The 21,327-nt window shown below is 71.1% G+C and carries 17 protein-coding genes; 4 read left to right on the top strand and 13 right to left on the bottom strand.

The annotated features are described in order from the left end of the window. Nucleotides 1-127 precede the first annotated feature (127 nt). Nucleotides 128-859, bottom strand: a complete 732-nt coding sequence (locus IPJ59_RS37005; RefSeq protein ID WP_293257832.1) for a hypothetical protein — start codon at nucleotides 857-859, stop codon at nucleotides 128-130. A 186-nt stretch (nucleotides 860-1,045) separates the two neighbouring features. On the opposite strand from IPJ59_RS37005, the gene IPJ59_RS37010 reads away from it, so the two are divergent. Both IPJ59_RS37010 and IPJ59_RS37015 read left to right on the top strand, forming a co-directional pair. Next, on the top strand, nucleotides 1,046-1,792 hold the full coding sequence (locus tag IPJ59_RS37010) for a hypothetical protein (RefSeq protein ID WP_293257835.1): 747 nt from the start codon (nucleotides 1,046-1,048) through the stop codon (nucleotides 1,790-1,792). Between the two features lie 132 nt (nucleotides 1,793-1,924). After that, nucleotides 1,925-3,388 (top strand): serine/threonine protein kinase, encoded by a 1,464-nt coding sequence (locus tag IPJ59_RS37015; RefSeq protein WP_293275863.1) that lies wholly within the window; start codon nucleotides 1,925-1,927, stop codon nucleotides 3,386-3,388. Between the two features lie 24 nt (nucleotides 3,389-3,412). Here IPJ59_RS37015 and IPJ59_RS37020 read toward each other — a convergent pair whose 3' ends face one another. Next, nucleotides 3,413-4,480: a ligand-gated ion channel gene (locus tag IPJ59_RS37020; RefSeq protein WP_293257841.1), complete on the bottom strand. Its 1,068-nt coding sequence runs from the start codon at nucleotides 4,478-4,480 to the stop codon at nucleotides 3,413-3,415. Nucleotides 4,481-4,551: 71 nt separating this feature from the next. Then, complete coding sequence (locus IPJ59_RS37025) at nucleotides 4,552-5,097, bottom strand: signal peptidase II (RefSeq protein WP_293275864.1); 546 nt, start codon at nucleotides 5,095-5,097, stop codon at nucleotides 4,552-4,554. A gap of 24 nt (nucleotides 5,098-5,121) precedes the next feature. Here IPJ59_RS37025 and IPJ59_RS37030 point away from each other — a divergent pair, with 24 nt between their 5' ends. Together IPJ59_RS37030 and IPJ59_RS37035 are read left to right on the top strand one after the other, a co-directional pair. Further along, nucleotides 5,122-5,517, top strand: coding sequence for a BlaI/MecI/CopY family transcriptional regulator (locus tag IPJ59_RS37030; RefSeq protein WP_293257847.1), 396 nt, complete (start codon nucleotides 5,122-5,124; stop codon nucleotides 5,515-5,517). A 1-nt stretch (nucleotide 5,518) separates the two neighbouring features. Next, nucleotides 5,519-6,442, top strand: coding sequence for a M56 family metallopeptidase (locus IPJ59_RS37035; RefSeq protein ID WP_293275865.1), 924 nt, complete (start codon nucleotides 5,519-5,521; stop codon nucleotides 6,440-6,442). A 47-nt stretch (nucleotides 6,443-6,489) separates the two neighbouring features. Here IPJ59_RS37035 and IPJ59_RS37040 read toward each other — a convergent pair whose 3' ends face one another. The 10 genes from IPJ59_RS37040 to IPJ59_RS37085 all read right to left on the bottom strand — a co-directional run bounded on the left by IPJ59_RS37040 (nucleotide 6,490) and on the right by IPJ59_RS37085 (nucleotide 21,255). Next, complete coding sequence (locus tag IPJ59_RS37040; RefSeq protein ID WP_293275866.1) at nucleotides 6,490-7,497, bottom strand: calcium-binding protein; 1,008 nt, start codon at nucleotides 7,495-7,497, stop codon at nucleotides 6,490-6,492. A gap of 124 nt (nucleotides 7,498-7,621) precedes the next feature. After that, nucleotides 7,622-8,023, bottom strand: coding sequence for a CBS domain-containing protein (locus IPJ59_RS37045; protein WP_293257856.1), 402 nt, complete (start codon nucleotides 8,021-8,023; stop codon nucleotides 7,622-7,624). A gap of 53 nt (nucleotides 8,024-8,076) precedes the next feature. After that, nucleotides 8,077-8,583: a DUF3565 domain-containing protein gene (locus IPJ59_RS37050; protein WP_293257859.1), complete on the bottom strand. Its 507-nt coding sequence runs from the start codon at nucleotides 8,581-8,583 to the stop codon at nucleotides 8,077-8,079. A 33-nt stretch (nucleotides 8,584-8,616) separates the two neighbouring features. After that, nucleotides 8,617-9,129: a hypothetical protein gene (locus tag IPJ59_RS37055; RefSeq protein WP_293275867.1), complete on the bottom strand. Its 513-nt coding sequence runs from the start codon at nucleotides 9,127-9,129 to the stop codon at nucleotides 8,617-8,619. A gap of 664 nt (nucleotides 9,130-9,793) precedes the next feature. After that, nucleotides 9,794-11,395, bottom strand: coding sequence for a DUF4215 domain-containing protein (locus IPJ59_RS37060; protein ID WP_293275868.1), 1,602 nt, complete (start codon nucleotides 11,393-11,395; stop codon nucleotides 9,794-9,796). Between the two features lie 131 nt (nucleotides 11,396-11,526). Then, on the bottom strand, nucleotides 11,527-12,978 hold the full coding sequence (locus IPJ59_RS37065; protein WP_293257868.1) for an NHL repeat-containing protein: 1,452 nt from the start codon (nucleotides 12,976-12,978) through the stop codon (nucleotides 11,527-11,529). A 105-nt stretch (nucleotides 12,979-13,083) separates the two neighbouring features. Then, nucleotides 13,084-17,061 (bottom strand): DNA topoisomerase 3, encoded by a 3,978-nt coding sequence (locus tag IPJ59_RS37070; RefSeq protein ID WP_293275869.1) that lies wholly within the window; start codon nucleotides 17,059-17,061, stop codon nucleotides 13,084-13,086. A gap of 40 nt (nucleotides 17,062-17,101) precedes the next feature. After that, entirely contained in the window at nucleotides 17,102-18,805 is a 1,704-nt protein-coding gene (locus IPJ59_RS37075; RefSeq protein WP_293275870.1) for an FAD-dependent monooxygenase, read from the bottom strand. A gap of 156 nt (nucleotides 18,806-18,961) precedes the next feature. Further along, complete coding sequence (locus tag IPJ59_RS37080; RefSeq protein WP_293275871.1) at nucleotides 18,962-20,602, bottom strand: DUF4215 domain-containing protein; 1,641 nt, start codon at nucleotides 20,600-20,602, stop codon at nucleotides 18,962-18,964. 251 nt (nucleotides 20,603-20,853) lie between these two features. Next, nucleotides 20,854-21,255, bottom strand: coding sequence for a hypothetical protein (locus IPJ59_RS37085; RefSeq protein WP_293257914.1), 402 nt, complete (start codon nucleotides 21,253-21,255; stop codon nucleotides 20,854-20,856). Nucleotides 21,256-21,327 lie beyond the last annotated feature (72 nt).

Genomic DNA, 21,327 nt, shown 5'->3' on the forward strand with positions numbered 1-21,327 from the left:
TCGCGCTGCCGGGCAAGCTTCTGCGTGTGGTGTCGGGCCGGAAGCTCCGGGACGCGGTCGCTGGCGCAGGCGGCGAGACAGCGCAGGCTCCGCGAAATACGGGGCCCGGGCGCGCTGCGATGCACGCCTACGCGGTGGCCGCGGGCGTGGCCGGGGGCGTGGCCGCGGGTGTGGCCGGGGGCGTGCGCTGGCGCAGCCGCCCGATGCCGAGCCCGAGCCCGAGCTTGGTCGCCAGGGCCCCGCCGGCGCCGATCGCCAGGACAGCCGGCGCCGCGAGGCCGCCGGTGAGGGCGATGATCCCCGCCGCCAGGACGACGCCGGTGGCCGTCGACACGGCGCCGGTGCCGGCCTCGACGGCCGTGTGCACGCACGCCTGCTTGCCGGTCATGGTCCCGCGGCGATACGCCCGCAGGCCGACGACCGCGCCGATCGCCCCGTCGATCGCCATGCCGACGCCGCCGGCCCGCAGCGCGCTGCGCAGCACCTGACCCGCCGCGGCCCTCGCCGTCTGGCCGACGACCACCCCGGCCGGCGCGATGAACGAGCGCAGCCCGGCTGGCAGGGCGGTGGTCCCCACGAGCGTGGCCGTCGTGCTCTCGATCAGGAGTCCTGGCGCGAGCAATGCGACAGTGTCGACCGCGCTGCGGGTGCAGACCCGCCGCACTCCGGCCTGCAGCGCGTCGCCCAGCAGATGCTTGCCCCCGGCCTCGTGCAGCGCCTGAGCGGCCTGTTGCACGCCGAGCGCGCCCTGACCGGCGATCACGCCGATGATCGAATTCACCGAGATCGACGGGTTCACCGAGTTCAGCGGGTTCACCGAGTTCAGCGGATCTCGCGGGTCGTGCTGCGCCTGGGTCATGATGCACCGAGCCTAGTCCATCACTGGCCCTGGTGCCCGGGCTTCGCACGAATGCGGCGCATTCGGAGTCCCCCCAGATCGCCCAAATTCCCCCTTATCCCCGATATCCGCGGTGCGGGCGCGGCATGGCCCTGCGCACCATCATGGGCTTGCGAGCGAGCCAGGGTCGCGCGATGATGCAGGATCATGTTCATGACACGAGCTGCATTCCTGGTCCTCACGCTCACGCTCGCCTGCGGCGGCGACCCTGGCGGGTCGTCCGCCAGCCAGGGCGGAACGACCGGGACGGTCACTGCGGTCGACCCGACGACGGGCAGCCCGGCGGTCACCGAGGGCACGAGCGCCAGCGGCAGCGACAGTCAAGGGCAGACGGGCGGCGCGTCGACGGGCGCATCGTCGGGCCTGAGCACGAGCGCTGGCGACAGCAGCGGACCGGACGCGACGACGGCGATGACGGGCGGCACGACGGCGACGACGGGCGGCACGACGGCGACGACGGGCGCGCCGGACAGCAGCTCGGGCGGGAGCTCGGGCGGGGTCGACCTGTGCGCAGATTTCAAGCAGCCCAATTGCTTCAAGTCGGGCTGCGACGGCGGCTTCGACTGCGAGCAGGTGGTGGACGACTGCGTGCCCTCGAATTGCAGCTGCGACCCGCAGACGGGGCTGCCGGGCGCGTGCACCGAGGACTGCGGCGGCGGGACCTGTGTGCCCCAGGGGGGGGATTGCACGTGCATGAAGGACACCGACTGCGTGAAGACCAGCTCGGGTTGTTGCCCGTGCAACGCGGGCGGCGACGAGGTACCGGCGCACAAGGCCTGCATCGCGCAGGTGATGCAGTGCAACCTCCCGCCGGACCAGATCAACTGTCCGCAGGTGTTCCTGTGCACGGACGTGAAGCCGGCGTGCCAGGCCGGCGTGTGCGTGTTGCAGTGACCGCGCCGCGGCAGTGACTGCGTCGCGGCCGGGAGTGTCGAGCTGGGCGATATCGAGTCCGCGCGAGTGGCGCATCCTCGCGTTGGCCGCGAATTGCGTCGATCGTGGGCGGGCGCGGTACCATCGGCGGCCGTGCTCGCCGAGGGAACGCCGCTGCCGCTGATCGCCGGCAGGTTTCGCCTGTTGCGGCTGCTGGCGGTCGGCGGCATGGGCGAGCTGTACCTGGCGATCGCCAAGGACACGGAGATCGAGGGGCTCGAGCAGCTGGTCGTGATGAAGCGGATCCTTCCGGAGTTCGCGACCGACCGGGATGTCGTCACCATGTTCCTGATCGAGGCCCGCATCGCGGCGCGCCTCGACCACCCGAACGTCGTGCGCGTGTACGACATGGGCCGGGCCGACGGCAGCCTGTACTTCACGATGGAGTACCTGCACGGGGCCGACCTCGGGCGGCTGTTCGACGTGGCGAGGGCCCGCGGCGGGGACTTTCCGCTGGGGCACGCGCTCACGATCATCCTCTGCGTGTGCGCCGGCCTGCACTTCGCCCACGAGATGTGCCGCGTCGACGGCCGCCCGCTCGGCATCGTGCACCGCGACGTCTCGCCGGGCAACGTGTTCATCACCTACAACGGCGAGGTCAAGATGGTCGACTTCGGCATCGCCAAGGTGCTGTCGCCGAAGCGGCTCACGCTCGACGGGACGCGCAAGGGCAAGGTCGCCTATATGTCGCCGGAGCAGGTCGGCGACCAGGCGATCGATCGCCGCAGCGACGTGTTCGCCATCGGCATCCTCCTGTATGAGCTCGTCACGCTCACGCACCTGTTCGACGGCGAGAACGAGTATGCGATCATGGATCAGATCGCGAAGGGCGAGGTCCCGCCGCCGTCGACGCGCCGCCCGGGCATCGCGCCCGAGCTCGAGCGGATCATCCTCAAGGCTCTGGCGCTGGCCCGCGAGGATCGCTATTCGACCGCGCTCGAGCTCGCCGAGGACCTCGAGCGCTTCGCCTACAAGCACGAGGTCAGGGTGTCGACCCTGGCGGTCAAGCAGTTCCTTCGGCGCATGATCGGCGACGTTGAGTATCCGTGGTACCTCGACGAGGAGGGCCCGGAGGAGGCGGCGGCCGTGCAGAACTGGTTCGCCACGGCCCAGCCCGACGAGGTCGTGGACGAGGTCGAGGTCGACATCAGCCTGAGCGACCTGTTCCAGGTCGACGAGGAGCTCTACGAGGACGATCCGATCACCCAGGAATTGCCGGCCGTGCCGGTGGCACCGGCCCCGACGCGGCCGCGGCGCGAGCTGCCACGCAGGCAGCTCCTGGTGGCGGCGGGGATCGCCAGCCTCGCCGCGGCGCTGTGGATCCGGCGCTGCCGTCTGGACGAGCCGCCGCCCCCGCTGAAGCCGGCTCCGGCAGCGATCGAGGTTTCACCGCCACCACCCGCGTCGCTGCCAACCGCGCCGCCGGTCGCGGCCCTGGTGCCGGCGGCGGCGCCCGAGACGATCGTCGTGCCGCCGGCGCCGACGACCAAGCCCGCGAAGAAGAACAAGAAGAAGAAGAAGAAGAACACCAAGAAGGCACCCAAGCCGCGCAAGTGAGCGCCACGATCGCGTGGTCGCGAGTCAGCGCTCGCCGGCTGGCGCGTCGGGAGCGGCGGGCACGAACACGTCGGCGTCCTGGTCGCTCTTGGCGTACCAGCCCCACAGCGTGCTGGCGAGGCAGGCGACGACGAAGACCAGCGGGAAGAGTTTGCGCCCGATGCGGTCCACGCTCTCGGCGCGGCGTTCTTGGCCGCTGCGCGCCCAGTGGGCCTCGAGCACCGCGCAGGCGAGCGCCACGGCGATCAGGATGTAGCAGATGGTGTAGATCCGATCGGCGATCGTCAGGTACGGGACGCGCGGCAGGGTGTCGGCCTGCGACAGCTGAAATGCGATGATCGACAGCATGCAGGTGATGCCGATCGCCGATGAGCTGCCGAGGTCGTCGGGCTTCACCCAGAAGATCGAGTACGCGATGGCGACGAGCAGCAGAAGCGGCACGAAGAAGCGTGTCATGTAGAACCACGAATGGCGCACGACCGGGATGTGCACGAGGATCAGCTGCGGGTGGGGGGCCTCGGCGGGGAAGGCGAAGGTGGAGACCTTGATCTCCTCGATGTGCGGCGCGGCGGGGATCGTCCACGCCGTCAGCTCGCGCAGCGCGTCGACCGAGATGGTGTTGGGCCACAGCTCCGGCTCGTAGCGCAGCTGCTCGGGCGTGTATTGCCGGTCCTCGAGGTTGAGGCGCAGCGAGTGGCGGTCGAAGGGGAAGCGGCGCAGGCGAAACCAGGTCTGGAAGGTGCCGACCAGCCGCCGCTCGCGGTAGCAGTGGCCGTCGCGCAGGTGCGTCTCGTCGAGCGAGGTGACGACATCGACGGCGTTGCGCGGCTGGGGGCTCGGCCGCAGCCCGCCCGCGGGCCACTTGTGGGTCAGCGTCAGCTCGCCCGAGTAGTTGCCGTCCTGCTCGACGATCTTCTCGATCCGCATCACCCGGAGCCCGAGTCGCACCCGCGTCGGGAGCGGCGACGCGGCCTGATCGACCCGCGTGACGCAGCACTCCGGCGGGCCTTCACAGTCGGCCGCGCTGGCCGTGCCTCCGAGCAGGAGCAGCGCGAGCCCGCCGAGGGCGGGCCAGAGACGCGACGACAGCATGTCCATGACATATCCGGGTGCGCGGACCGCCGCTACCGCAAATCCTCGCGCGATTTCGCCGACCGCGGGGGCTAGCTCTTCGCCGCGGTGACGCGCCGCGAGCCCCACAGCAGGATCAGCGCGACGCCGACGACGAGCCATGCATCGGCGACGTTAAAGCTCGGCCAGCTGGCGCCCCAGGGGTCGGCCCACGGGTAGTAGACCTTGATGAAGTCGACGACGCCGCGGCGGCCAAGATCGTCGAGGCGGAAGAAGCGGTCGTGGAGGTTGCCGAGGGTGCCCGCGACGATCATGGCGGCGCCGATGATGCCCGCGCGGCGGGTGCCCGGCGCGCGGACCAGCCACGCGACCCAGACGAGCATCAGCGCGGCGACCAGCAGCAGCCACAGCGGGCGCTCGCCGACCTCGCGGACCACGCCGAAGGCCGTGCCCTCGTTGTACGCGAAGGCCAGCTCGAGCACCCGCGGCCACACGACCAGCGGGCTGCCCGCGGGCGGCCGGAGCGTGTCCCAGACCCACTGCTTGGTCCCGAGGTCGAGGGCGAGCGCGGCGGCGCACACGCCCGCGAAGAGCAGCCAGCGGCGGGCCGCGGCGGTGGGTTGCTGATTTTCTAGCATGGTGCTAGAAAAACAGCACATTCGATGCCACGACGCAAGTCCGGACAAGATCCGCTGAGTCGGCGGGAGCGGCAGATCATGGACATCGCCCACCGGCGCGGGCGGGTGACGATCCGCGAGGTGCTCGAGGAGCTGCCCGATCCGCCGAGCTACTCGGCCGTGCGGGCGCTGGTCGGGGTGCTCGAGGAGAAGGGCCACCTGCGCCATCTCGCCGACGGGCCGCGCTACGTGTACACGCCGACGCAGAGCCGTGAGCGGGTGCGCAAGTCGGCGCTGGCGCACCTGGTCGACACCTTCTTCGGCGGGTCGAAGGCCGAGACGGTGGCGGCGCTGCTCGACCTGGGCGGCCGCGAGCTGACGGTCGCCGAGCTCGACGACCTCGGCGAGATGATCGAACAGGCGCGCAAGGAGGGCCGCTGAGATGATCGAGGCCCTGTCGGCGCTGCGGTGGCTCGCCGCGCTCGAGCTCGCGGGGACCGTGGTGTTCGGGCTGGCCCTCGCGCTGGAGGTCTGTCTGCGCCGGCGCAGCGCGGCGACGCGGCGCGGGCTGTGGGCCCTGGCGATCGCGGTGGCCCTGGCGTTGCCGCTGACGCGCCTGGCCCTCGGCGCTCCGGCGATCGCGGTGGCGCCGTGGTGCGCGGCGACGCTGCTCGCGGTGTGGGCGACGGGCACGCTGGCGCTGCTGCTGCGCCTCGGTCACGGCGCGCTGCAGGCCCGGCGCCTGCGCGCCGCGAGCCGCTTGTTGTGCGAGCCCGGGTGGCAGGCCAGCCTGCGGGCGTTGCCGGCCGCCTCGTGTCCGGTCGAGCTGCGTGTCAGCGACGAGCTGCGCGTGCCGCAGGTCCTCGGCGCGTGGCGCCCGGCGATCGTCGTGCCGCGCGTGATGCTCGGGTTGGCGGATCGCGAGCGGCGATCGTTGCTGGCGCACGAGCTGGCCCACGTCGCTCGCAGAGACGTATTGCTGCTCACCGCAGGGGCGATCGCGCGGGCGCTGTACTGGGTCTGTCCGCTGGCGTGGTCGGCGCTGCGGCGGCTGCGAGCGCGGGCCGAGGACGCCGCCGATGACGCGGTGCTGCAGGCCGGGGTGCCGCCCTCGAGCTATGCGGCGCAGTTGGTCGCCCTGGCCCGCGCGCAGCTCGAGCGAGCCGGACGCGTCGCCGCGGGCGGCCTGCGGGGGCGCGTACGTGCGGTGCTCGACGTCAGCAGGGTCCGCGGCCCGGCCCGGGCGCCGCGCTGGGGCCTCGCGCGGCTGGTGGGTGCGGCGCTGCTGGTGGCCACGACGGTGACGGCTTGCGAGGCGCGATCGAGCGACGGAACGGCGGCTGTAACAATAACGGTCCCAAGGTAGAGTCGTCCGCGTCGGGCCGCCGCTCTTCACATTTCACTCTGTCTATTTCACTGGCAGGCGAGATATACGTCGACGACCTCGCCGCTCTGCAGCTCGCCGGTCGGCCCGCGGAACTCGAAGCGGGCGCGCTCACGGCCGCAGTTGCCGCGGTCGTCGCATTCGCTGCGGCGGTCGAAGTCCAGGTGAATGGCGACGAGGTCGACGGCGCTGACGGGGACCAGCTCGGCGAGCTCGCCGCGGCGGTCGTCGTCGTGGTCGGACCACAGCACGAGCTCGGCGAAGGCGGGGTCGGCGGGGGTGATGCTGCCGTCGCGGTCGGCGTCGAGCTCCGCGAGCGCCGCGAAGCCGTGGCTGGCGCGGCCGCCGGCCGCGAGCACGGTGCCGCTGCCGAACAGCTCGCGGCCGCTGGCGATCTCGCCGTCGCCGTCGCGGTCGAGCGCGAGCCAGGGCAGGGTCGGCCAGTCCGTGCTGAGGCAGGCGCCGACGCCGGAGATGTCGAAGGCGGCCGCGGCCGCGGCCTCGAAGCGCAGCGGGGCGCCGTCGAAGTTGAGGACCAGCGGCGTGTCGCAGTTAGGCTCGCTCCACGAATACAGGTAGAGCTGCTCGCCATCGAATGCACAGATCTCACCGATGCAGCCCATGTCCCAGTTGTCGCCGGGCGTGCACGCGACCTCGACGCTGCATTCGGTCCACACCTCGGCGTCGCCGACGGCGACGCAGACGCTGGTGCCCTCGACGCCGTCCGCCGTGGTGCAGGGCATATCGTAGGGGTACTCGAGGCCCGGACAGGGCAGGGCGGGGGCGGGCTTGGGCTCGGGCGGGGGCAGCGGCTCGCCGGTCGTGCCGTCGGACTCGGACCCGGACCCGGACTCGGACTCGGACTCGTTCGTGCTGCTCATCCCGTCGCCGTCGGTCGGGTCGGTCTCGGCCTCACCCTCGGAGTCGGCGATCGGGTCCTTGCCGTCCTTCGGGTCGGAGGGGTCCTTGTCGCAGCCAGCCGCGAGCGTGAGGGTGGGGAGGAGGGCGAGGGCGAGGGCGAGGCGGGTGGTCAGCATGGCTTGGTCCTGGGCTGGCCCCGAATAGCAGGACTCGTGCCAGCCGCCGCTTGCCCTCCAGGACCCATCCTGGCCGCATTTGTGGCCTCACCGCGACAGCTCTGTCGGGATCGGGGCACGCCGGTCAGGCGTGCGCGGTGAGCTGGGCGAGCGCCCGCAGTGCATCGGTGGTGGTGAACAGGCCGACGACGTGACCGGGATGCTCGCGGTCGACGACGATCGCGGCGCCGTACTTGTGTGCGGCCATCTCGGCAGCGACCGCGTGCAGGTGCGCCTCGGGGCCGCAGGAGAACGGCTGGGCCGTCATGGCCTGGCGTACGGACAGTCGATCGAGGTCGCCGGACAGGCTGTCGGCCAGGGCGATGTCGCGGTCGCTGAGGATCCCGACGAGCTCGCCGTTGTCGACGACCGGGAGGTGGCGGGCGCCGAGCTGATACATGCGCTCGCGCGCCTGCGTGAGGGTGAGGTCGGCCGCGATGGTCTCCGGCGAGGGCGTCATGAAGTGGTGGATGGTGTGGATGTGCATGGCGGTGGCGCGCAGGATAACCCGATCGGGGTGGTGGCGCCGTGGCGGTGACGTTACCGGGCCGGCTCGATCGGCGAAGGGACGCGCAAAAAAACGACCTGGAAGCGGAGCGGCCCGAGCGGCTCGACGTGGTGCGGGAGCCCGGGCGGGATGATCGCGTGGTCGCCGGCCGCGATGATCTGGTCCATAGCGAGCGCGGGCATCACGAAGCGCAGGCGCCCGGCGAGCACCTCGGCGCGGCCCCACACGCCCGCGGCGGTCGTGTGATCGCGGCGCAGGCCCGCGGGGAGGGTGGTCTCGTCGAACACGGTGGTCGTGCGATATGCGGCGGCGTCGTCTGGCAGCTCGGCGCGGGCGCAGCGCTCACACTCGATCTGTGCGCCGATCTTGCTGGCGCGCGCCGCCGCATCCGTGATCCACGGATAGTCGGCGAGCGGCGGGCGGTGGCGGATGTGTCGCCGGTGGCCACATTCGAGGCGCGCCACCCAGTCGCCGTCGGCGTCGCGGGTGAAGCTCAGGATGCGCCGCGGCACGAAGGTGAGGGTGGGGTCTTCAGGCATGTCGCTCGGTCGCTGGGTTATACCGGATCGGCGTCACTGCGACAGCACGTATGCGGCGGCTTCGGCGACGCCGGGCTCGGCGTCGCTGCGCAGGCGCTGAGCCAGATCGCGGCCCCGCTTGCGGTCGTGCCGCCCGACTGCGTGGAGCGAGAACTCGCGGGCGTCGACCTGCGCGGTCGACGAGAGGGCGATCGACTCGAGCAGATCGGCCGCCTCGTCGCAGGTGTCGGAGCCGACCTCGACGCATTCCTCGGCGAGGTGGCTGACAGGCAGCAGCAGGTCGTCGTTCATGCCGCCGCGGGCGAGCTGGGCGCGGACCAGCGCGAGCAGCTGGGGGTGGTAGCGTGCGCAGCGGTAGCCGATATGCGACGCGGCGCTCTGCTGCACCCGCGGCCGCGGGTCGTGCAGCCACGCCGCGAAGGCCGTGCACAGGGTCTTCTGCTCGTCCTCCGTGACCTCGTCGTCGCCGCAGCTGCCAATGACCGCGGCCGCGGTGTCGTCGTCGGCTTCGGCGATGATGCGCTGGAGCGTGGGCCACAGGCGCATGCCGGCGAACTTCCACAGGCTATGGTAGCCGACCCGGCGCAGATCCGGTCGGCGAGGCCGCCGAGGTAGGCGAGGATCTCGTCGTCGCGCCCGAGTCCGACCGCGAATTCAGTATAGACGCCGACGAGGAGGAAACCGTTGAGCGAGCCGGGTGTGGCGGCCTGTTCGCGGAGGCAGGTGAGCAGGGCCTCGTCGGCGACCTCGGCGATCCGACCGCCGCGCTTCAACGCCCCGGTGGTGGTGGAGAGGCGTGAGAGCGCCAGGCGTGCGAGCTCCGGATCGGGCTCGCTGAGCAGCCGACATTCGAGCGCGAGCGCGGCGTGCAGGTCCTCCCATTCGAGCGCGCCGATGTCGTCGAAGTAGCGATAGCCGTCCTGGCACTTGGCGAACGAGCCGCTGTCGGACACCTCGCAGTCCGCGATGGCTCGCTGCATCAGGCGCAGCAGCGGCGTGTCGGGCAACGGCGGCCGTGTGGTCGCGGCAGCGTCGGGCGCGGCCGTCGGGCCCTGGCAGGACAGGAGAGCGAGACTGAGGAGAATGGCGGTGCGCCCCACAACGCGAGTGTAACCGGGCGGGCCGCGCGGGGGAGCCCACATGCGCCGCTTCCTGCAAGCAGCGCGGGTCGCCCGCGTCGATCTGCGGGCCGGCCGCGCGATGTGGAGCTTTAGCGGACCCAGATGGTCCAGCGCGCCTTGGCGTTGGCCGAGCTGTTTTGGCAGCAGGTGCTCGAGTTGTTCAGGATCGCGGCCAGCCCGCCGCCGCAGCTGCGGCACCACGCGCTCGGCTCCTGATTGTAATTGCCGTAGCTCTTGTAGCTCGAATAGGCCGAGGGGAAGTGCATCTCATTCCACAGGTTCTGCGACCAGAAGCCATCGTTATCGGTGTCCTGGTGGTGGACGCCGAAGTGGCAGTTCTTGCCGCCGCAGTTGCCCCAGCCGAGGCTCGTGCCGCACTGATAGGCGTTGCCGGCCATGCCGGCCTGCGGTCCGACCAGCTTCTTCACGTTGACCGCCGCCGAGACGCCCGGGCACGCGTTGGAGTACCCGGGCATCCCCGGCTTGGTGGAGCGGAGCGCCGAGTCGTACTGTGAGATCGTGCAGGCGTTGCAGTTGTCGTTCTGCTTGTCGGCGAACACGAACTCGGTGGCGTCGGTCCAGAACAGGTCGACGTCGTAGTTCCAGTTGGTCGCGCGGGTGTTGTCGAAGGCGCCGTTGGCCAGGTTGATGTCGGGCTGGCCGGTGTTGTCGGAGTTGACGTTGCGGTTCAGGATCAGGGTCCAGCCGCCGCCCTCCATCGTCATATCGCAGTAGGCCTGGAACGGCGGGTTGGGGCCGCCGCCGTCGCTGTCGAGCATGAAGAGGCCGCTCTTCGCGCCCGGCTGGGCCGCGAGGATCGCCTTGCAACTCTTGGTCGAGAGGCCCTTGCAGGTGTTGGAGCAGCCGTCGTTGTCGACCATGTTGCCGTCGTCGCAGTCCTCGACGCCGGCCTGCACGACCTTGTCGCCGCACTTGGCGGCCTTGCAGGTGTTCAGGCAGGCGTCGGTGTCGACCATGTTGGCGTCGTCGCAGTCCTCGACGCCGGCGTTGACGACCATGTCGCCGCACTTGGCGGCCTTGCAGGTGTTCAGGCAGGCGTCGGTGTCGGTCAGGTTGCCGTCGTCGCACTCCTCGACGCCGGCCTGGACCGCCATGTCGCCGCACTTGGCGGTCTTGCAGGTGTTCAGGCACATGTCGGTGTCGACCATGTTGCCGTCGTCGCAGTCCTCGCCGGGCTGCAGCTTGCCGTCGCCGCAGGACGCGGCGGCGCACATGTTGGTGCAGTCGTCGTCGTCGATCTGGTTGCCGTCGTCACAGGCCTCGCCCGGGCCGAGGATGCCGTCGCCGCACACGGCGTCCTTGCAGGCGTTGGTGCAGGCGTCGGTGTCGATGTCGTTGCCGTCGTCGCAGGCCTCGCCGGGGTCGACGTTGCCGTCGCCGCAGCCTGGCTGCACGCCGGTGCTCGCGGTTGTCGAGGCGTCGGTGGTCGAGGCGTCGGTGGTCGCGTCCGTCGTCGAGGCGTCTGTCGTGGCGGCGTCGGTCGCGGTGCCGGTGGGCGTGTCGCTGGTGGGCGTGTCGCTGGTGGGCTCCGTCGCCTCGCCGGTCGAGGACTGCGGGCTCGTGCTCGACGGGGTCATCGTGGTGAAGGGGCTCTCGGTGGTCGCGTTGTCGCTGTCGCCGCAGCCGCCGAGCCCGGTCGCACACGCGACGATCAGAACGGTCCTACCCATGAGTCGATGCATGCCTGGATGGTCGACAAGTGCCCGCCAGCCGTCAATCCCGAACCTCGGGCGCGGCTGGGCGCGAGGTTCGGGATTGACGGCGCCGCGCCACACCAGGAGCGCGCGGCGGTCTCGCTGGTTCATTGCGGGGCGACGTTCTTGAGCGCGTAGCCGGTCATGTCCGAGTACGTGTAGGGGCCGTTGAGGCCGCCGACCCAGCTCGCCATCTTCGTCATCGGGTTGTACACGAACGCGCCGCCGCCGTTCTTGGACTGGTCGACCAGCCAGATCTTGCCCTGGACGTCGATGCTGGCGCCGGTGGGCTCCTGGATGCCGACGAGGGTGGCGGCGCCGATGTGCTCGATGAAGGTGGCGGTGTCGGTGTCGATGCGGAGGAGGCCCTGGGGCTCGAACAGGGCGGCGATCCACAGCTCGCCGTTGGTGTCGTTCATGCCGCGGCTGAGGACCGGATACTGCGGCGGGATCATGGCCTTGGTCCACGACTTGGCCACCGGGTCGTAGCGCTGGAGGTTGCCGTCCCAGCCGCCGACCCACGAGCGGCCCTTGGCGTCCACGGTGAAGCCGTAGGCGCTGCCGATCGGCAGCGGGATGGTCTCGGCGATCATGGTGTCGTAGTCGACGTGGACCAGGGGGCCGGCGGAGTAGGTGACGCCCCAGAAGTCGTTGTTCTGATCGACGGCGCCGCCGTAGATGCCGAGGCCGCCGTTGGCCCCGGGCACCAGCACCTGATCGAGGATCGCACCGGTCTCGCCGTCGAGGATGTAGACGAAGGCGTCGTTGCCGGTCGGCGCCGAGGTCCACACCTTCTCGCCCGTGAAGCCGGAGCAGGGGTTGTTGGGATCGATGAGCTCGCCGGAGGTCCAGGCCGCGGGCCGCGAGGCGGGCATCAGCAGGGTGTTCCACAGGACGCACTCGTCGGCGCCCCAGGCCAGGACGTCGTTGGGGCCGGAGGAGGTCTGGATGCCCGGCTGGCCGTTCTTCTCCTTGCACTGATCGTCGATGGCGCCGATCTTCGTGATGCTGCCGTCGCGGTTGGTGACGGCGACGTCGCCCTTGAGGTTGACCGAGGTGCGCGAGGGATCGGAGCCCTGCGGGCCGGTGCGGTAGCGTGCGACCTCGATCAGGGTCTCGGTGTCGATCTTTGAGACGGTGCCCTCGGGCGAGTTGGAGATCCAGATGTACGAGAACTGGATGTCGCCGCCGCCACAGTCCGTGTCGACGCCGGTGTCCATGCCGCCGGTGGTGCTGCCTTGGCCGGTGGTGGTGTCGAGGACGCCACCGCTGGAGGCCTCGCCCGTGCTCGTCGCGCTGGTGGCCGTGGTGGCCTCGGTGGCGCTCGTGCTGGCGACGCTCGTGCTGCCGCCGGTCATGGCCTCGGTCGCGCTGCCGCCGGTGTCCGCGGTGCCGGCGGTGGTGGTCGGCGTGCCGCTGGTCGGCGTGGTGGTCGGCTCGTCCGTGCTCACGCCGGTCGGCGACTGGGTGTTGCCGGTGGCGTCCGAGGACTGCGTGGTGTTGCCGGAGTCGCCGCAGGCGGCCAGCGCGAGGAGAGAGGCGTAGGGAGCGAAGCGCATGCCGGGAGTCTACCCGAAGCTGCGGGTGATTCCGAGGGCCGCTGCAGCGGGCAGGCGGGGTGTTCCCAGCAGCGGCTGCGGTGTCGCTGGATGCGGTACATGCCGTCATTCGCTCCCGGCGGCGGGCGCTCGCTTGCGCGTGGCGGTGCTGCGTTTCGCGGCGCTGCGTTTGGTGGTGCTGCGTTTGGTGGTGCTGCGTTTGGCGGCGCTGCGCTTGGCGCTGCGCTTGGCGGTGCTGCGCCGTGTCGGTCGCCCGGCTTTCGCGGCGCTCAGCTTCGGGAGCAGCAGCCCGGTCGCGGTCCAATCGTGCGATCTCCCGGCGGCGGTGAGGGTCGCGCGCTGGAATGGGATGACCTTGCCACGCTTGGTGAATGAGGCCGCCGCGAGCGTCACGAGGCCGGCGGTCACCAGGCCGCCGAGCAGATGTTCAAAGGAGTGGCGATCGACGTCGCCGTCCGGGAAGGTCTCGAGGTGGAGCCGCCCCGTGGCCTGGCCCTTGGCCTGGCCCTTGGCCTGACCGTCGGCGCGGGCCAGGGCCGCCAGGATGCGGGCCGCGTGGACCTGTTCGCTGGCGCTCGGGGTGCGAAATTCCTGGGCGATGCAGCGATCCGGGGCGCACACATCACAGATACCGCAGGGTGCGCCGTGGTCCTCCTGATCGCCGAAGTGACGGATCAAATGCACCATCCTGCAGTCGTGCGATCCAGCGAAGCGGGCCATGATCTCGAGCTGGCTGCGCCGGTGCTCGCGCTGGGCCGCGTAACCCGGGCCCCAGCTGGCGGCGCCCTTCATGATCTCGTCGTCGCCGGACTCGATCGCGCCGCCGTGGACGACCAGCTTCTCCAGGGCCTTGTCGAACGCCTCGCGGGCGGCGCGGCTGCGCTTCTTGTTCAGCGCGGCGCGGGCCGTCGCGGTCCTCGGTAACCTCGCGTGGATCGCCGCGAGCTCGAGCGGATCGGGGTAGTCGCGTTCATGGAAGAATTCATGGGTCTTGCGGTCGACGTATGCGTGCATCAGGATCGCCTGCGCGGGGGCGCCGTCGCGGCCGGCGCGGCCGATCTCCTGATAATATCCCTCGAGGCTGCCGGGCAGCGCGGCGTGGATGATGGTGCGCACGTCGGCCTTGTCGATGCCCATGCCGAACGCGGTGGTGGCGACGATGACCTCGCGCTGGCCGGCGAGGAAGGCGGCCTGGACGCGATCGCGGTCCTCGCTCGCCATGCCGGCGTGGTACGCCGCGGCGAGGCGGGGACCGATGGCGCGGGCCAGCGACTCGGCGCTCTTGCGGGTCGCGGCGTAGACGATCGCGGGCCGGTGGGTGGGCTCGGACAGGAGCTCGCGGATCGCCGCGGCGCGCTCGCCCGGGTTTCGCTCGAGCACCTCGATGGCGATGTTGGTGCGGCGAAAGCCATGAATGAAGCGGCCGGCGTCGCGCAGGCCCAATTGGGCGACGATGTCGTCCTGGACGGTGGGGGTCGCGGTCGCGGTGAGGGCGATGATCGGCGCCGGGCGCAGCATGGGGAGGCGCTGGCCGAGCATGCGATAGTCCGGGCGAAAGTCGTGGCCCCACTGCGAAATGCAGTGCGCCTCGTCGACGGCGATCAGCGCCGGTGTGCGGCGGGCGAGCATCTCGGGGAAGCCGGGCACGCGCAGGCGCTCGGGCGCGATGAACAGGAAGTCGAGCTTGCCCGCGAGGTAATCGACGCAGGCCTGGCGCGACTCGGCGCGGCCGCGGCCCGAGTGGATGCGCTCGGAGCGGAGGCCCAGGGCGGTGAGCCGCGAGGATTGATCCTCCATCAGGGCGATGAGCGGGCTGATGACCAGAGTCGTGCCGCCGCGGGCGATGCCCGGGAGCTGATAGCAAAGCGACTTGCCGGCGCCGGTCGGCATCACCAGCAAGAGATCGCGGCCGAGCGTGGCGGCGCGGCAGACCGCCTCCTGGTGCGGGCGAAACGCCGGGAAGCCGAAGCGGGAGCGCAGCAGTCCGTGCAGGTCGTCCACGCGGGTGCTGCTGGATTGCGCCAATTCGCGGCGCGGGGGTGGCGTTGGGGTGGGCTCGCTCGCAGTGGTGCGGGCGGGGGGAGTCTCGCTGATCTTCGGCTCGCGTGGCGTGGCGCTCGCGTTGGCACGGGGGTGCCGCTCGCCTGGGCCGGCGCTGTGCGGTGGGGTCGGGGTGGGCGACCCGCCCGAGGTGACGCGGTCGATGACGCCGCGGACGAAGGACTCGATGCCGGCCATGAAGGTCGGGAGGTCGCCGTCGCCGCGCGACATTCGTCGGAGTTTGGCCTCCCATTCGCCGGTCATGGCGGGGCTCTTGACCTCCGGGTGGACGACCGAGATGAGATGAATGCCCTTGTCCGTGGCCGCGAGCGCCTTGCCGTCGCGGATCATATATTCGCGGCGCAGAAGCGTCTCGATGATCTGGGCGCGCGTCGCGGGCGTGCCGAGGCCGAGGTCGCGCAGCGCGTCCGAGAGCTCCTTCTCCTCGAGGGTCCGGCCCGCGGTCTCCATCGCGGTGAGCAGGGTGCCCTCGCTGTGGCGCGGCGGGGGGCGCGTCTGCTTGGCGACTGCGGTGGCGCCCTGCACCTGTTGCGGCTGGCCGCGGGCGAGGCCGGCGGGCAGCGCCTGATCGCCGGGGTCCTGTGTTTCCGTGCCCGTGCCGGGTTTGCCGCGGGGTTTCACGGCCGGCTTGCCGTAACCGACCTCGAGCAGCTTCCAGCCCGGCTTCTGGATCGCGGTGCCGCGGCTCTCGTAGGTGTCGACGATCGGCTGCGGCTCCGGCGACGTGATGGCGGTGATGACGGTCGTCGCCGAATATACGTAGTCCTCGTGCCAGGCCGCGAGCAGGCGCCGGCAGATGAGATCGTAGATCTTCTGCTCGTCGGCCGCGAGCGCGCCGGCGCGGGCCGGGGTGGCGGTGGGCAGGATCGCGTGGTGATCGCTGACCCGGGCGTCGTCGACGAAGCGGCGCCCGAGCGGCGTCTCGCCGGTGCCGGGGGCCAGGAGGCCGGGGTAGCGGCCGCCGATCGCCGCGGTGACCGCGGCGAGGGTCGCCGCGATGTCTGTCGATAGATGGCGGCTGTCGGTGCGCGGGTAGCTGATCAGCTTGTGCCGTTCGTACAGCGCCTGGGCCACGTCCAGGGTCTTCTGCGCGCTCAGGCCGTAGAGGCGATTGGCGTGGCGCTGCAGCTCGGTGAGGTCGTAGAGGAGGGGCGGTGGGATGGCCCGGGTCTCGGCCTTGACCGAGGCGATCGCGGCCTGACCGGCGAGCGCCCGGGCCACGATCGCCGCCGCCTCCACGCCGTCGGCCGGCAGTCGCTTGCGTGGGGTTGCATCGTCGTTGCGCTCCCCCCAGGTCGGGGCCTGGGTCGGCGCCCGGAACCATGTGCCAACATAGGCGACGGGCGTGCCGGTGGTCGGCTGGAAGCGGGCCTGGACCTCGCGATAGTCCTCCGGGACGAAGTCGCGGATCGCCAGCTCGCGCTCGACCAGGATCGCCAGGGTCGGCGTCTGTACGCGGCCGACGGAGAGGTCCTGGTCGAACACCAGGCTGTAGGCGCGGGACAGGTTCATGCCGACCAGCCAGTCGGCGCGGCTGCGGCCGCGGGCGGCGTCGGCGAGGCCGTCGTATTCGTCGCTGCTGCGCAGGCGCGAGAGGCCGTCGTGGATCGCGTCGGGGGTGAGGGACGAGATCCACAGGCGGCGGACCGGCTTCGTGCAGCCGGCCGCCTCGTAGATGTAGCGGAAGATCAGCTCGCCCTCGCGGCCGGCATCGGTCGCGCAGATCACCTGCGTGACCGAGCGATCGCAGAGGACCCGGCGCACCACCGTGAACTGATCGCGGGTGTCGGGGACGACGACCAGGGGGAATTGGCTCGGGAGCATCGGCAGCGTGCTCAGGCTCCAGCGCTTCCACGCGGGGTCGATCTCGTGGGGCTGGGCGAGCGCGACGAGGTGGCCGATCGCCCAGGTCACGACGTAGCCTTCGCCGGTGAAGCAGCCCTCGCCGCGCCGCGTGGCGCCGAGCGCAGCGGCGATGTCACGGGCGACCGAGGGTTTTTCGGCGATGACGGCGGTGGTCACGGCGGGGCGCGGACCTTAGCACGCGCCGTGACCGGTGCCGCTACACGAAGATTCGCTCGAGGTATGCGACCAGTTTGTCGGGGTCGGCGGGCTGGCAGCGATAGGCGACATAGCCGTCCGGGCGGACGAGATAGAGGCACTCCGAGCGAGCGCCGTAGCGTTCGTGGATCCGTCCGTCGGCGTCCTGCAGGACCTCGCCGGGCCACGCGGCGAGCGGCGCGGGGCGCTCGTCGTGGGGCACGACGATGCGCACGGCCACGAGCCCGGGGAAGCGAGCCGCGAGGCGCTCGGCGAGGGCCACGAAGCCGCGGTACCCCGCCTCGGAGGCCGAGGCGCCGTCGAACAGCAGCAGCGTGTGCCGCAGCGGGTCGAACGCGGCGAACAGGCGCGGCGAATCCTCGATCTCGGGATCGAAGACGTCGGGGGCGCGGTCGCCGGGGGCGGGCCCGTGGCCGAAGTGGAACCAGTCGCGCACGAAGGGCGCCTCGTCGCTACGCTGGCCGAACACGTGGGCGCCGAGCAGCGAGGGCCGATCCTGGGCCACGATCGGACTGCCGGGATAATGCACGTCGAGCATCGAGGCGGCGCGCGACAGCTTGCGGCGCAGGAAGCCGAGGCTGGTGGCGAAGCCGACCAGGCGATTGCGCAGCTCGAGCGCGGTGTGGCTGCGCAGGCCGAGGTTAAAGGCGAGGCCGGAGGTCGCCGCGTCGGTGCCGGCGAGGGTGGCCGCGGCGACCGGGTGACGCTCGGCGTGGTACGAATCCAGCAGCTCGGGGCGGGCGCGGCCGTGGTGGCACAGCGCGAGCTTCCACGCCAGGTTGAATGCGTCCTGGATGCCCATGTTCATGCCCTGGCCGCCCGCGGGGCTGTGAATATGGGCGGCGTCGCCGGCGAGGAAGACGCGGCCGACGCGGTATCGACCGACCATTCGGCAGTGCAGGCGGAAGGCGATCATCCACGCGGGGTCGTCGACCACCGCGCCGGGCGGGCCGACCGCGGTGAAGATGCGCTGAAAGTTCTCCAGGGTGGCGTCGGTCTCGTCGCCGGGCGGTCGCGGCACGAGCATGCGATAGCGGTGCTTGCCGGGCAGCGGCAGGAGACCGACGAGGGCCCCCTCGCCGAAGAACACGACCGCCTCGTCGTCCTCGGCCGGGATCGGCAGGTCGACGCGCACGTCGGCCTGGATGATGCGGACCTCGTAGCTCGAGCCCTCGAAGGGCAGCTCGAGCGCGTGGCGAACGGTGCTGTGGGCGCCGTCGCAGCCGACCAGCCAGGCGGCGCGCACGGCCTCCTCGCGGCCGTCGGCGTGCACCAGCGTCGCGTCGACGCCGTGCTCGTCCTGGCTGAAGCGGGCGAGCCGGAGCTGGCGCTCCACGACCCCGCCGGCGCGCTCCAGGCAGCGGGCGAGCACGATCTCGGTGTCGCGCTGCGCCAGGCTGTAGATATATGGATAGGCGGTATCGAGGCCCTCGATCTCCATGTGGGCGACCCGTCGGCCCGCGGCGCCGTAGATATTGACCTGGCGGATGCGCTTGCCGTCGCGGAGCAGATCCTGGGCGATGCCGGCGCGCTCGAGCAGCTCGAGCGTGCGCGCGTGGATCGCCTGCGCCTTGGACCAGATCGAGGGCCCCTCGCCCTGGTCGATGACCCGGCAGCGCAGGCCGTGGCGTCGCAGCTCGTGGGCGAGCGCGAGGCCGGTCGGGCCGGCGCCCACAACCAGTACGTCGATCTCGATCGTGCTCATGACGCGTGATGTTGGCCGGCCCGCCCGCGGGATGTCAACCACCCCCGGGCCTGGCGTTCGAAGTCCTACGATTGCGATCGCGGGTCCGGACGGTCAGGGTGCCGGGGGGCTGTGCGCCGCGCGGGTCGCAGGGGCCGCGCGACGCAAGAGGTCGGCTCAGCGGCGCCGACGCGGACGGCTGCGGACGAGGAAGCCGAGGCCCAGCAGCGCGAGCAGACCGCCGCGCAGGTTGTCGGCGGGGTCGCGGGTCGTGCAGCCGCAGCCGAAGTCGTCGTCGATGCCCACCTCGGTGGTGGTGCTGCTGCCGTCGCCCGTCGTGGTGTCCGTGGTCACGGGTGGACCGTCGGTCGTCGGGGTCTCGCCGGTGCTCGAGCCGCCGCCGCTGTTGGAGTCGCCGCCGGAGTCCGAGCCGCTGGTGCTGGCGGGCTCGCCGGTGCTGCCCTCCGTCATGCCGGCCGAGGCGCCGCCGGTGCCGTCGGTGGTGGTGTCGGCCGGCGGCAGGGTGCAGTTGTTGGTGCACTCGTCGTCGTCGATTGCGTTGCCGTCGTCGCAGTCCTCGATGCCGGCGTAGACGAGGCCGTCGCCGCACATGGCGGGTTTGCAGCCGGCGACGCAGCTGTCGCTGTCGTCGGCGTTGCCGTCGTCGCAGTCCTCGACGCCGTCCTGGAGGAAGCCGTCGCCGCAGAGCGCCTCGACGCAGGTGTCGAGGCAGGCGTCGATGTTCTCGAGGTTGCCGTCGTCGCAGGCCTCGACGCCGGCCTGGAGGAAGCCGTCGCCGCAGCTGGCGGCGAGGCAGGTGTCGAGGCAGGCGTCGGTGTTGTCGACGTTCTTGTCGTCGCAGTCCTCGTTGACCTGCTTGATGCCGTCGCCGCAGCTGGCGAGCGCGCAGGTGTTGCTGCAGGCGTCGTCGTCGACCATGTTGCCGTCGTCGCAGGCCTCGACGCCGTCCTGGACGAAGCCGTCGCCGCAGACCGGGAGCTTGCACAGCGAGGTGCAGAGGTCGGTGTCGACCATGTTGCCGTCGTCGCACTCCTCCTTGTCGGCGTTGTTGTCGACGCCGTCGCCGCACTTCTCCAGCTTGCACATGGCAGTGCAGCCGTCGCCGTTGGTGTTGTTGCCGTCGTCGCACTCCTCGCCGTTGTTGACCATCCCGTTGCCGCAGGGGCTGGCGCACCAGCTGAAGGTGTTTCCCCACAGCTTGTAGAAGTCGCCGTTGAAGTCGACCCCGTAGTCGCCGTAGGACTCGTAGTCGGGGAAGATGGAGATGCCGACGAAGCGGCTGCCGTTGTTGTCCTCGCGGAAGCCGACCACGGGGTCGGCGGTGCCGAGCTTGTTCGGGCCCAGCCATTTGCCGAGGACCGTGGTGCCCGGCTTGGCCTCGACGCCGCCGCGGTAGGAGCCGGCGCTCAGGGTGGCCACCCCCTGCGTGATCGGGTGCGGGACGATCGAATTGGGGTCGAGCGAGTCGGGGGCGTACTCGCTGCCGCCGGCCTTGCCGAGGAACACGTCGACCGCCTCGAGGGCGCCCCAGCCCGGCGTGTTGAAGACCGTGTTGTCGCTGCGATCCTGCCAGTAGAAGGTGCCGATCACGACGCACTTCCCGCCCTGGTTGTAGTATTCTGCCACCGCGTCGCCGACCGCCTTCGCGTTGCCGAACAGGCCGTTCTCGAACAGCAGGACGGCCTCGTATTGATTGAGCGTCGCCAGCGACGGGACCATGTTCGGGACATCCATGCCGGTATAGGTGTGGCCGACGGTCTTGGCGGTGAAGTCGGTGGCCACCTGGTCGGCGCCCAATTGGACAGGACCAGCACCTTGGCCGCGTGGGCCGGGGCGACGCTGGTCATGGCGAGCGCACAGGTGGCCGCGGTGAGGGAGATGCGAGCGATAGGGTATTTCACGGTAGTATCCTTTGCCGTGGGCGCTGGGGCCCGAGTCCATCGATTGTCAACAGCGACGCGAGCGCCAGCGCTCGCGGCCTCGATGGTACCCATTTGCGGGCCGCACCGCCAGGCTCGAGAATGGTCCGCGAAGACCGGCCCGCGGGGTCAGTTGGTCTTGCAGCTGGGGTCGCTGCAGCTGCTCTCGCAGCTCCCGATCGTGGCGCAGGCCAGCTCGCAATCCTTGGTGCACTCGGTCAGCTCGCACGAGCCCGCGCCGCTGCAGCTCAGGTTGCAGTTGTTGCCCGGGCAGGCCAGCTCGCACGAGCCCTGGCCGTGGCAGGCCACGTCGCAGCCGCCGCCCTCGCAGCGAAACTCGCACGATCCGGCGCCCTCGCAGCTCATGGCACAATTGCCGTCCGGGCAGTCATATTCGCACGAGCCCGCGCCCTCGCACACACAGGATTTGCCGGCCGCGCAGGTCGCCTCGACGGCGCCGCAACCCGCCGGTGCATTGAGCCACAGGCCGAGAGCCAGCCCGATCCCCATCATGGTCCGTCCGCTTCGCATGTCGGCCAGGTTATCGCAGCCAGAGGGGCGCTGTCACGACGGCGTCGGGGCGAAGACGAAGCCGCGGGGTGC

Origin of the sequence: Nannocystis sp., from assembly GCF_016714285.1 — a bacterium.
GTDB lineage: Bacteria > Myxococcota_A > Polyangia > Nannocystales > Nannocystaceae > Nannocystis.

Excerpts from the sequence above, each read along its gene's own strand:
- IPJ59_RS37005 (WP_293257832.1), bottom strand. The coding sequence starts at position 859 with ATGACCCAGGCGCAGCACGACCCGCGAGATCCGCTGAACTCGGTGAAC.
- IPJ59_RS37010 (WP_293257835.1), top strand. The coding sequence starts at position 1,046 with ATGTTCATGACACGAGCTGCATTCCTGGTCCTCACGCTCACGCTCGCC.
- IPJ59_RS37020 (WP_293257841.1), bottom strand. The coding sequence starts at position 4,480 with ATGCTGTCGTCGCGTCTCTGGCCCGCCCTCGGCGGGCTCGCGCTGCTC.
- IPJ59_RS37025 (WP_293275864.1), bottom strand. The coding sequence starts at position 5,097 with ATGCTAGAAAATCAGCAACCCACCGCCGCGGCCCGCCGCTGGCTGCTC.
- IPJ59_RS37030 (WP_293257847.1), top strand. The coding sequence starts at position 5,122 with ATGCCACGACGCAAGTCCGGACAAGATCCGCTGAGTCGGCGGGAGCGG.
- IPJ59_RS37035 (WP_293275865.1), top strand. The coding sequence starts at position 5,519 with ATGATCGAGGCCCTGTCGGCGCTGCGGTGGCTCGCCGCGCTCGAGCTC.
- IPJ59_RS37040 (WP_293275866.1), bottom strand. The coding sequence starts at position 7,497 with ATGCTGACCACCCGCCTCGCCCTCGCCCTCGCCCTCCTCCCCACCCTC.
- IPJ59_RS37045 (WP_293257856.1), bottom strand. The coding sequence starts at position 8,023 with ATGCACATCCACACCATCCACCACTTCATGACGCCCTCGCCGGAGACC.
- IPJ59_RS37050 (WP_293257859.1), bottom strand. The coding sequence starts at position 8,583 with ATGCCTGAAGACCCCACCCTCACCTTCGTGCCGCGGCGCATCCTGAGC.
- IPJ59_RS37055 (WP_293275867.1), bottom strand. The coding sequence starts at position 9,129 with ATGCGCCTGTGGCCCACGCTCCAGCGCATCATCGCCGAAGCCGACGAC.
- IPJ59_RS37060 (WP_293275868.1), bottom strand. The coding sequence starts at position 11,395 with ATGGGTAGGACCGTTCTGATCGTCGCGTGTGCGACCGGGCTCGGCGGC.
- IPJ59_RS37065 (WP_293257868.1), bottom strand. The coding sequence starts at position 12,978 with ATGCGCTTCGCTCCCTACGCCTCTCTCCTCGCGCTGGCCGCCTGCGGC.
- IPJ59_RS37075 (WP_293275870.1), bottom strand. The coding sequence starts at position 18,805 with ATGAGCACGATCGAGATCGACGTACTGGTTGTGGGCGCCGGCCCGACC.
- IPJ59_RS37085 (WP_293257914.1), bottom strand. The coding sequence starts at position 21,255 with ATGCGAAGCGGACGGACCATGATGGGGATCGGGCTGGCTCTCGGCCTG.